Consider the following 1,343-nt stretch of genomic DNA (forward strand, 5'->3'; position numbering starts at 1 on the left):
GATATTTATAATCTACCGATGCAATGTTCTGAATATTCAAGGTATTATAAATGAAGTTTGTAAGAAAATGAGAAAACGACTACCATTAACGGGTCATTCATGTAACTTTCATTATTGAAATACGTTATTTTATACATTCACTCATATTTTAATCATTTCACTAATAAATTAAGAAGTAATAACCATTATGCTGTATAAGGAGGTGTTAGAAATGAGTGGGGATGAACTGGAATTTACGAGAGTCAAGTCATATGTTCCTTATCATAGTGTGTTTGATCCATGCCCTCCAATAGGAAAAAAATATTATTATACACCACCTAATCTATATATTGGTTTTCAGCCTCCAGATTTAGAACAATATCCAGCTATGGAAGCATTAAAAAGAGGAACTTTATGGCCCGCTTTTTATGATTATTATGAGAATCCTTACAAGAAGTAGGTGAGTTTATCAATGAGTAATACCTTACCTGAAGAGTATTATCAAATTTTAGAGGATTTGCAGGCTGCCGATTTTGTATTAGTAGAATTAACATTATATTTAGATACACATCCAACTGATCAAAATGCAATTGCTCAGTTTAATTCTTATGTACAGCATCGTAATCAAATTAAATATGAATTAGAATCACGATTTGGCCCGCTTCAGCAGTTTGGAAATAGCTACTCTGATGCGAAGTGGAGCTGGCATAGCTCGCCATGGCCATGGCAAGTATAGGAAGGAGCAAAATATGTGGATTTATGAAAAGAAATTGCAATATCCTGTGAAAGTCAGTACATGTAATCCGACCCTTGCAAAGTACTTAGTAGAACAATATGGTGGAGCAGATGGTGAATTAGCGGCTGCTCTACGTTATTTAAATCAAAGATATACAATCCCTGAAAAAGTAATGGGATTATTAACGGATATAGGGACGGAAGAATTCGCACACCTCGAAATGATTGCGACGATGATTTACAAACTCACAAAAGATGCTACACCTGAGCAAATGAAAGAAGCAGGGCTAGATACACATTATGTTAATCATGATTCTGCACTTTATTATACGAATGCAGGAGGATCTCCTTTTACAGTAAGTTATTTTGCGTCTAAAGGAGATCCGATTGCAGATTTGTATGAAGATATTGCTGCGGAAGAAAAAGCGCGTGCAACATATCAATGGATTATTGATATGTCAGATGATGTGGATCTAAATGACTCCTTAAGATTTTTACGTGAACGTGAAATTGTTCATTCGCAACGCTTTAGAGAAGCGGTTGAAATTTTAAAAGAAGATCAAAATCAGAAAAAAATATTTTAACAATACAAAAGCGACCTATGACAACTATAGGTCGCTTTTGTATTG

At 34.5% G+C, this 1,343-nt stretch carries 3 protein-coding genes; all 3 read left to right on the top strand.

The features are described 5' to 3' along the window. Positions 1-211: 211 nt before the first annotated feature. Genes V7014_RS27005 through V7014_RS27015 form a run of 3 tightly spaced genes read left to right on the top strand, consistent with a single transcriptional unit; the run spans position 212 to position 1,298 of the window. A complete protein-coding gene (locus V7014_RS27005; RefSeq protein ID WP_335512194.1) occupies positions 212-439 on the top strand; it encodes a spore coat associated protein CotJA in 228 nt (75 codons plus the stop codon). A gap of 12 nt (positions 440-451) precedes the next feature. Then, positions 452-715 (top strand): spore coat protein CotJB, encoded by a 264-nt coding sequence (locus V7014_RS27010; protein WP_335512196.1) that lies wholly within the window; start codon positions 452-454, stop codon positions 713-715. A gap of 13 nt (positions 716-728) precedes the next feature. Then, positions 729-1,298, top strand: a complete 570-nt coding sequence (locus V7014_RS27015; protein WP_335512198.1) for a manganese catalase family protein — start codon at positions 729-731, stop codon at positions 1,296-1,298. Positions 1,299-1,343: the final 45 nt, after the last annotated feature.

Origin of the sequence: Bacillus sp. JJ722 (assembly GCF_036963345.1) — a bacterium.
Classification (GTDB): Bacteria; Bacillota; Bacilli; order Bacillales; family DSM-1321; genus Bacillus_AD.